6 protein-coding genes are annotated in these 8,086 nt (G+C 70.7%); 2 read left to right on the forward strand and 4 right to left on the reverse strand.

Features of this window, described 5'->3' with window-relative positions; all coding sequences use genetic code 11:
• Positions 1-296 precede the first annotated feature (296 nt).
• The gene (locus F3J18_RS34110; protein ID WP_166916505.1) at positions 297-602 is read left to right on the forward strand and encodes a hypothetical protein; all 306 of its coding nucleotides are present in this window, start codon (positions 297-299) and stop codon (positions 600-602) included.
• Positions 603-748: 146 nt separating this feature from the next.
• Here F3J18_RS34110 and F3J18_RS34115 read toward each other — a convergent pair whose 3' ends face one another.
• The 3 genes from F3J18_RS34115 to F3J18_RS34125 all read right to left on the reverse strand — a co-directional run bounded on the left by F3J18_RS34115 (position 749) and on the right by F3J18_RS34125 (position 3,076).
• On the reverse strand, positions 749-1,057 hold the full coding sequence (locus F3J18_RS34115; RefSeq protein ID WP_013691520.1) for a hypothetical protein: 309 nt from the start codon (positions 1,055-1,057) through the stop codon (positions 749-751).
• Between the two features lie 146 nt (positions 1,058-1,203).
• Entirely contained in the window at positions 1,204-2,415 is a 1,212-nt protein-coding gene (locus tag F3J18_RS34120; protein ID WP_166916507.1) for a cytochrome P450, read from the reverse strand.
• 67 nt (positions 2,416-2,482) lie between these two features.
• Positions 2,483-3,076 (reverse strand): TetR/AcrR family transcriptional regulator, encoded by a 594-nt coding sequence (locus F3J18_RS34125; RefSeq protein WP_025099201.1) that lies wholly within the window; start codon positions 3,074-3,076, stop codon positions 2,483-2,485.
• Between the two features lie 130 nt (positions 3,077-3,206).
• Between F3J18_RS34125 and F3J18_RS34130 the strand changes: the two genes are divergently transcribed.
• Positions 3,207-4,568 carry an MFS transporter gene (locus F3J18_RS34130; protein WP_166916509.1) on the forward strand — a complete coding sequence of 454 codons (1,362 nt, stop codon included), beginning with the start codon at positions 3,207-3,209 and terminating at the stop codon, positions 4,566-4,568.
• A gap of 43 nt (positions 4,569-4,611) precedes the next feature.
• Here the strand turns inward: F3J18_RS34130 and F3J18_RS34135 are convergent, their stop codons facing one another.
• Positions 4,612-7,914 carry an efflux RND transporter permease subunit gene (locus F3J18_RS34135; RefSeq protein WP_025099199.1) on the reverse strand — a complete coding sequence of 1,101 codons (3,303 nt, stop codon included), beginning with the start codon at positions 7,912-7,914 and terminating at the stop codon, positions 4,612-4,614.
• Positions 7,915-8,086 lie beyond the last annotated feature (172 nt).

Genomic DNA, 8,086 nt, shown 5'->3' on the forward strand with positions numbered 1-8,086 from the left:
CCGGCGGCCAACGCCGGAGTCGGCGGCGCCCGGCACCGCGGCGGCGTCGACGCGGCGCCCGCCGGGGCTGGCTGCCCGCACGACGCCGTTCGATCGACGCCGCCACTGTAGGCGGCCGTTTTCCGCAAAGCTGTTGCGAATTCATGTCAAACCATGTCGCGTCCGCCCTTCTCCGCCCGGCCGGCGCCTGACATGGATTGACATCAATTGCCGACAGCTTGTCATCGGCGCCCTGGCTAGGCTTCGTCCTGGGCTCGTCATCGCGGGCTCGCCTCTCCCGTTCCCAAGGATTCCCGATGAAACAGCGTTCCCTGTTCCTGGCCGCCGCCGCCCTGTCCGCGGCCCTGCTCGCCCCGTCGGCCTTTGCCGGCGTGTTCGTCGGCGTCGGCGTCGGCGTGCCGGTGGTGCCGGTGGTGCCGGTCTATGTGCCGCCGCCCGTCTATGTCTCGCCGCCGGTGGTGGTGGCCGCGCCGGCGGTGCGCGTGCCGCCCCCGGTGGTGCTCGCGCCGGTGGTCGTGCCGCGCACCTACGTGGCGCCGGCCTACCCGGTGGTGAGGGTGCGCGCCGGCTACTGGCCGCACGGCGTGGTGGTGGTGCACTGAAGCCGGCCGGCGAGCCCTTGTCGATCCCAGCGAGTGGTGCTTGAGGCGGGCGCGCGATCCAGCGCGCCCGCCTTCTTTTTCAGCCCGCGCCGCCTTCGCGCGGCTCGCGACATCGACACGGGCCCGCCGGGCGGGCCCGTTCGAGATCACCAGCCGGCTTCGCGGCGCACCTTGCCGAAATGACGCGACAGGTAGATGCCGAGCAGCAGCGCGCCCAGCGCCATCGCCGCGCATTCGGGATTCAGGCCGAGGCTGATCGGAAAGCGCTCGAAGCGGAACAGGCCGACCGCGAGATTGAAGGCGCCCCACAGGAAATTGACCAGCGGCGAGGACAGGCCGACGCCGCGCGGGGTCGCGAACGGCGTGGGAAACGGCCGCCCCTGCAGACCCGCCACCAGGTGCGGGATGCAGTTGCAGAGGAAGGCGCCGGCCAGGAAGGAAGTCAGCAGATGCATGGTGGAATCCATGAAACGGGAACGACGGGGATTGGGAAAGGCAAGCCGATCGATTCGGATGCCTGATGAATTGAAACGCGCGGCGGCGCAGGTGCGCCGGATGGCCGGATCGGCGCCCGAAGACGCGGTCCGGCTTCATGACTGGCTCAGCGCAGCGTCACGGGCAGGCTGCGCAGGCCACGGAAGGAGATGGTGGCGGTGCGCTCGGCGTCCTGCTCGTGCACCTCGAAATCGGGAAAACGCTCGGCCAGGGCACCGAACACGATCTGCGCCTCGATGCGGGCCAGCACCGCGCCCAGGCAGGTATGGATGCCATGGCCGAACGACATCATGCGCGTGCCGGTGCGGCCGATGTCGAGCCGGTCCGGCTCGGCGTATTGGCGCTCGTCGCGGTTGGCGGCGCCGAGCAGCAGGTGCACGTACTGGCCCTTGGGGATCGTCATGCCGTCCAGCTCGACGTCCTCGCGCGCCTCGCGCCCGGTCACCTGCACCGGCGCATCGAAGCGCAGCAGCTCGCTGACCAGGGTCGGCGCCAGCGAGGGCTCGGCCACGAAGCGCCGCCATTGCTCGCGCTCGCCGGCCAGCGCGAGCAGGCCGTTGCCGAGCAGGTGCGTGGTGGTGGCATGGCCCGCCGCCAGCAGCAGGATCAGGTTCGAGATCAGCTCGCCCTCGTCGAGCCGGTCGCCGGCTTCCTCGGCCGCCACCAGGTCGCTGAGCATGTCGTCCTCGGGCACCGCGCGGCGCGCCGCGATCAGCTCGGCGAAATACTGGCGGAATTCGGCGATGCCGCGCTGCGCCTGCCCGACTTCCTCGACCGTCAACGGCCGGCCGCTGATGATGCTGCCGAAGGCCAGCGACCAGGCATGCAGCCGCTCGCGTTCCCCGGTCGGCACGCCGAGCACCAGCGCGATCGCCATCACCGGCAGCGGCACCGCGAACTCGCCGATGAAATCGGCGCGGCGGCCCGCGCAGGCGTCGAGCAACTGCTGCGTCAGCGCCTCGATGCGCGGCCGGAACGCGTCGAGCCGGCGCGGCGTGAAGGCCTTCGCGAACAGCTTGCGCAGGCGCGTGTGGTCGGGCGGATCGAGAAACAGCATCTGCTCGCCGAGCGTCCTGCCGATCTCGCGTTCGATGGGATCGTCGCTTTCGCTCATGCCGAGCCGCGCCGCCGAGAAGGCGGGATTCTCGAGCACCGCGGCCACCTCGGCATGGCGCGCGACCAGCAGGCTGCCGACCTGGGGATCGCGGCAGATCGGCCGCGCATCGCGCAGGCGGCGATACCAGGGATAGGGATCGGCGCGCTGCGCCGGCTCCATCAACTGGTACATCGAGAACGGGGACATCTCGGAATCGCGCATCGCGCCTCCTGGATCAAGGGGAACGGGCCGGATCGGCGGATCGGGCCGGTGAATCGTGAATGGCGCTTCAGGCCGCGCCGCCTGGCGATCGCGCGGCCGGAGCGCGCCTCGCATAGGGCTCCAGCATGCGCAGGAAGGCCTCGACCATCCACTCGAAGCTCTCGTCGCGGCTGACCGGGTTGTTCAGCGCGCCGCTCGCCTCCAGCGAGACGAAGCCGTGCACCAGGCTGCGCAGGCAGCGGAACACGTGCACCCGCTGCGGGCCCTCGAAGGCGTAATCGTGCAGCGAGGCCGTCAGCGTCTGCACCAGGCGTTCGACCGCCTCGCGCCGCTCCGGATCCTCGCGGTCGGTGGTGGCCAGCATGGCCGAGTAGACGCCGGGATTGTTACGCGCGAACTGGCGATAGCCGTTCAGCAGCGCGCGGATCGCCTCCGGCCCCGACTTGCCGGCGGTGAGCCGCGCCACGCCCTGCTCGAGTTCACGCAGGCCATGCAGCGCGAGCAGGCGGCGCACCGCGCCGAGCCCGTCGACATGCGTGTAGAGCGAGGGGGGCCGGATGCCGAGCGCGGCGGCCAGTTCGCCGATCGAGAGCGACTCGAGGCCATCACGGTTGGCCAGCGAGACAGCTTCGGTGCGGATGCGGTCGAGATCGACTTTCATGGAGACGGGAAGGCAGGATCCGAATTGGTTTCGCATTTTGCCTAATTCGATTAGGATCTGTCAACGCACGATGCCGGGTTCGATCCAGGGCGTCCCGTCCCCGGTTTCTCGACTCCTCGACTCGATCCCCATGTTCCATTCCCTGCGCATCCCCAACTACCGACGCTGGGCCGGCGGCGCCCTGGTGTCGAACATCGGCACCTGGATGCAGCGCACCGCGCAGGACTGGCTGGTGCTGACCGGGCTCAGCCACCACAGCGCCCGCGCGGTCGGCATCGTGATGGCCCTGCAGTTCGCGCCGCAGATCCTGCTGATCGCGCTGAGCGGCTTCGCCGCCGACCGCCTCGACCGGCGCCGGCTGCTGTTCCTCACCCAGGGCCTGCTCGGCGTGCTCGCGCTGGCGCTGGGCCTGCTCACGCTGGGCGGCGCGGTGCGTCTGTGGCAGGTCTATGGCTTCGCCTTCGCGCTGGGCTGCGTCACCGCCTTCGACACGCCGGCGCGGCAGGCCTTCGTCGCCGAGCTGGTGGGCGAGGCGGACCTGGCCAACGCGGTCGCGCTGAATTCCACCTCCTTCAACCTGGGGCGCCTGATCGGCCCGGCGCTGGCAGGGTTGCTGATCTCGGCGATCGGCTCGGGCTGGGTGTTCCTGATCAACGCCGCCTCGTTCGCGGCCGTGATCCTGGCGATGACGCGGCTGCGCAGCGCCGAGCTGCATCGCCGCGAACGCGCCTCGCGCAGGCGCGGCGCGCTGGTGGAGGGCTTTCGCTACGTCTGGCGACGGCGCGACCTGCGCTGCGTGCTGTTCATGCTGTTCCTGATCGGCACCTTCGGCCTGAACTTCCCGATCTTCATCTCGACCATGTCGGTATCGGTGTTCCATGCCGACGCGGGGCGCTTCGGCCTGCTCAGCTCGATGATGGCGGCCGGCGCGGTGGCCGGCGCGCTGCTGGCCGCGCGTCGCGCACGGCCCGCGCCGGGGCTGCTGTTCGCGAGCGCGGGCCTGTTCGGCATCGGCTGCGCGATCGCCGCGCTGATGCCGGCGTTCTGGCTGTTCGGCGCGGCCCTGGTGCTGGTCGGCAGCGCCGCGCAGACCGTCACCACCTCGGCCAACAGCTATCTCCCGCGGAGCACCGAGCCGGCCATGCGCGGCCGCGGGATCGCGAGCCCGTCGGGCGGGGCGCGGGGCGGCACGGCGCGGGGCGGGGCGCGGGGCGGCTGGGGGGCGGGGCGGCGGGGGCGCGCGGGGCGGGGCGGCACGCCGCTGGGCGCGCCGCTGGTCGGCTGGGTGGCGGATCACCTGGGGCCGCGCTGGGCGCTCGGCGTGGGCGCCTTGGCGGGCCTGGCGGGCGCGGCTTGCTGGCTGCTGCTGAAAGACGGGCTGCGGATGGACAACGTCGCCGATGCCGGGTTCGCCGGCCCTGGCGGCAAGGCGGGCGAGGCAGGCGCGGCGGACGACGCGACACAAGCCGAAACGGCGCGCGAAACACGCTAGGCCGCCAGCGCCTGCCTCATCGCCCGCGTCCCGCCGTCCCGCCTCAGGCCCCCGCCGGCGGCGGCAGCCCCGCGCGCCGCGCGCGGCGCCGCTCCGAGCGCAGCCGCAGCCGGTCCATGTAGAGATAGACCACCGGCGTGGTGTAGAGCGTCAGCATCTGCGAGACGATCAGGCCGCCGGCCAGCGTGATGCCGAGCGGCGCGCGCAGCTCGGCGCCGTCGCCATGGCCGAACACCAGCGGCAGGGTGCCGAACAGCGCGGCCATGGTGGTCATCAGGATCGGCCGGAAGCGCAGCCGGCAGGCCTCGTGGATCGCCTCGAACGAGGACTTGCCCTCGCGCGCGGCCACCACCGCGTAGTCGATCATCAGGATCGCGTTCTTCTTGACGATGCCGATCAGCAGGAAGATGCCGATCAGCCCGATGATGTCGAACTCGGTGCCCGAGATCAGCAGCGCCAGCAGCGCGCCCACGCCCGCCGAAGGCAGGGTCGAGAGGATCGTGATCGGGTGGATGTAGCTCTCGTAGAGGATGCCGAGCACGATGTAGATCGCCGCCAGCGCCGCGATGATCAGCAGCAGCTGGTCGCGCAGCGCCTTCTCGAACTCCTCGGCGGTGCCCGAGAAGCCGGCGTTGATGCTGGCCGGCACGCCGATCTCGCTCATGGTCTGGTAGATCACCGTGCGCGCGTCGGACAAGGCCTTGCCGGGCGGCAGGTTGAAGGAGATCGTCACGGCCACGAAGGGGCCTTCGTGGTTGATCGCGATCGGCGTGGTGCCGGGCCCGAAGCTGGCGATCGCCGAGAGCGGGATCATGGTCGACTTCGAGGTGGACACCGCCTCGCCCGAGGAGGTGCCGGCCTTGCCGGTGGCCGCGATCGAATTGAGCGCCGCGTTGCGCGCCGAATCGGTCGCCACCGCGGCCGAGCCCGCCTGCGGCGCGCCCGCGCCCGAGGCCCGCGCCGAATTCGCCACGAAGGTGCCGGCCGCGGCATTGGTCTGCGCCACGCCGCTGGCGCTGCCGCCGGTGGTGCTGATCCACACCTGCTTGAGCATCTCCGGGTCCTGCCAGTATTTCGGCGCCAGCTCCATCACCACGTGGTACTGGTTCAGCGGGTTGTAGATGGTCGAGACCTGGCGCTGCCCGAAGGCGTCGTACAGCGTGTTGTCGATCTGCAGCGGCGTGATGCCCAGGCGCGCGGCGGTGGCGCGGTCGATATGGACCATCGCCTCCAGGCCGCCCTGCTGCTGGTCGGAGTTGACGTCGGTGAGCTGCGGCTTCTTCTTGAGCGCCGCGGCCAGCTTGTCGCCCCACTTGTAGAGTTCCTCGGGCGAGTCGCCGTACAGCGAGAACTGGTATTGCGCGTTGGTCTGCCGCCCGCCGCCCCCGCCCAGGTCCTGCGCGGCCTGCAGGAAGGTCTGCGCGCCCGCCACGCGTTCGAGCTGCGGGCGCAGGTGCTCGATGATCTGGTCGGCGCTGAGCTTGCGGTCCTGCTTGTCCTTCAGCGTCACGAACATGAAGCCGGCATTGGTGGTGCGCCCGCCGCGAAAGCCCGCGATGCTCAGCACGTTCGGGTCCGACTGGATGATCTTCATCATCTCGGCGAACTTGAGCTGCATGGCCTGGAACGAGGTGGACTGGTCCACCTGGATGCCGCCGATCAGCACGCCGGTGTCCTGCTGCGGGAAGAAGCCCTTGGGCACCACCACGAACAGCGCCATGTTGAGCCCCACCGTCGCGATCAGCGACAGCAGCGTGATGCGCCGGTGCCGCAGCGCCCATTGCAGGCTGCGGTCGTAGCCGGATTGCAGGCGCTCGAAGCCGCGCTCCAGCCAGCGCGACAGGCGCCCTTCCTTTCGATGGCTGCCGGCCTCGGGCAGCAGGCGCGCGCACATCATCGGCGTGAGCGTGAGCGAGACCACCAGCGACACGGCGATCGCCAGCGACAGCGTCATCGCGAACTCGCGGAACAGCCGCCCGATCAGCCCCGTCATCAGCAGGATCGGCAGGAACACGGCGATCAGCGAGAGGCTGATCGACACCACCGTGAAGCCCACCTCGCGCGCGCCGTCGAGCGCGGCCTGCATGCGCGGCTTGCCGTTCTCGATGTGGCGCATGATGTTCTCGAGCACCACCACCGCGTCGTCGACCACGAAGCCGGTGGCCACGATCAGCGCCATCAGCGAGAGGTTGTCGATCGAGAAGCCCAGCACGTACATCGCGCCGAAGGTGCCGATGATCGAGACCGGCACCGCGGCGGTCGGGATCAGCGTGGCGCGCCAGTTGCGCAGGAACACGAACACCACCATCACCACCAGCGCGACCGCCACCACCAGCGTGTGCTCGGTATCGGCCAGCGAGGAGCGGATCGTCACCGAGCGGTCCAGCACCGAGCCGAGGTCGACGTCGGGCGGCAGCGCGGCGGACAGCCTGGGCAGCGCGGCCTTGACGCGATCGACCGCGTCGATGATGTTGGCGCCCGGCGAACGATAGAGGATCACCAGCACGGCGCGCTTGCCGTTGGCCAGGCCCAGGTTGCGCAGGTCCTCGACCGAGTCGATCACGCTGCCCACGTCGGTGAGCCGCACCGCCGCGTTGTTGCGGTAGGCCACCACCAGGTCGCGATACTGCGAGGCCTGCGAGGCCTGGTCGTTGGTATAGAGCTGGTAGCGGTTCGGCCCGACCTCGATCATGCCCTTCGGGCTGTTCGCGTTGGCCGAGGCGAGCGCCGCGCGCACGTCCTCCAGGCCGATGCCGTAATGGAACAGCGCATGCGGCTCGAGCTCGACGCGCACCGCGGGGCTTGCCGCGCCGAACACGTCCACCTCGCCGATCCCCTCGATCTGCGAAAGCGCCTGCTGCAGCACGGTGGAGGCCGCGTCGTAGACGCGCGAGGGCGGTGCGGTGTCCGAGGTGACCGACAGCACCATGATCGGCGTGTCGGCCAGGTTGACCTTCTGGAAGGTGGGATTGCTCTTGAGGCTGGCGGGCAGGTCCGCGCGCGCCGCGTTGATGGCGGCCTGCACGTCGCGCGCGGCGCCGTTCAGGTCGCGTTCGAGCACGAACTGCAGGCTGATCAGCGCATTGCCGAGCGAGCTGGTCGAGGTCATCTGGGTGACCCCGGCGATCGAGCCGAGATGCCGCTCCAGCGGGCTGGTCACGCTGGTGGAGACGGTGGCCGGGCTCGCGCCGGGCAGGTTGGCGAACACCGAGATGGTCGGGAAGTCGACGCGCGGCAGCGGCGAGACCGGCAGCTTGACGAAGGCGAACAGGCCCGACAGCGCGATGCCGAGCGCGAGCAGGGTGGTGGCGACCGGCCGGCGGATGAAGAAGCGCGAAAAGTTCATGCGGGCCTGGACTCAGCGCGGCGCGCGCGGCGGCAAGCGGTTCGACAGGCGGGACGCGCGACGGCGGCGACGCGCTCGGGCGCCGGCAGGACGCAGCCGGCCACGGCGGCACGACGCGAGGCTTCCGGCAAGGCACGGCCGGTCGCGGCGGCAGCGAAGGCAGCGCAGGCAC

Source organism: Burkholderia sp. Ax-1720 (assembly GCF_011753035.1).
GTDB classification, from domain to species: domain Bacteria; phylum Pseudomonadota; class Gammaproteobacteria; order Burkholderiales; family Burkholderiaceae; genus Burkholderia; species Burkholderia gladioli.

Bases quoted from the DNA above. Each gene is read 5' to 3' on its own strand.
- F3J18_RS34130 (WP_166916509.1), top strand. From the start codon at position 3,207: ATGTTCCATTCCCTGCGCATCCCCAACTACCGACGCTGGGCCGGCGGC.
- F3J18_RS34115 (WP_013691520.1), bottom strand. From the start codon at position 1,057: ATGCATCTGCTGACTTCCTTCCTGGCCGGCGCCTTCCTCTGCAACTGC.
- F3J18_RS34135 (WP_025099199.1), bottom strand. From the start codon at position 7,914: ATGAACTTTTCGCGCTTCTTCATCCGCCGGCCGGTCGCCACCACCCTG.
- F3J18_RS34125 (WP_025099201.1), bottom strand. From the start codon at position 3,076: ATGAAAGTCGATCTCGACCGCATCCGCACCGAAGCTGTCTCGCTGGCC.
- F3J18_RS34120 (WP_166916507.1), bottom strand. From the start codon at position 2,415: ATGCGCGATTCCGAGATGTCCCCGTTCTCGATGTACCAGTTGATGGAG.
- F3J18_RS34110 (WP_166916505.1), top strand. From the start codon at position 297: ATGAAACAGCGTTCCCTGTTCCTGGCCGCCGCCGCCCTGTCCGCGGCC.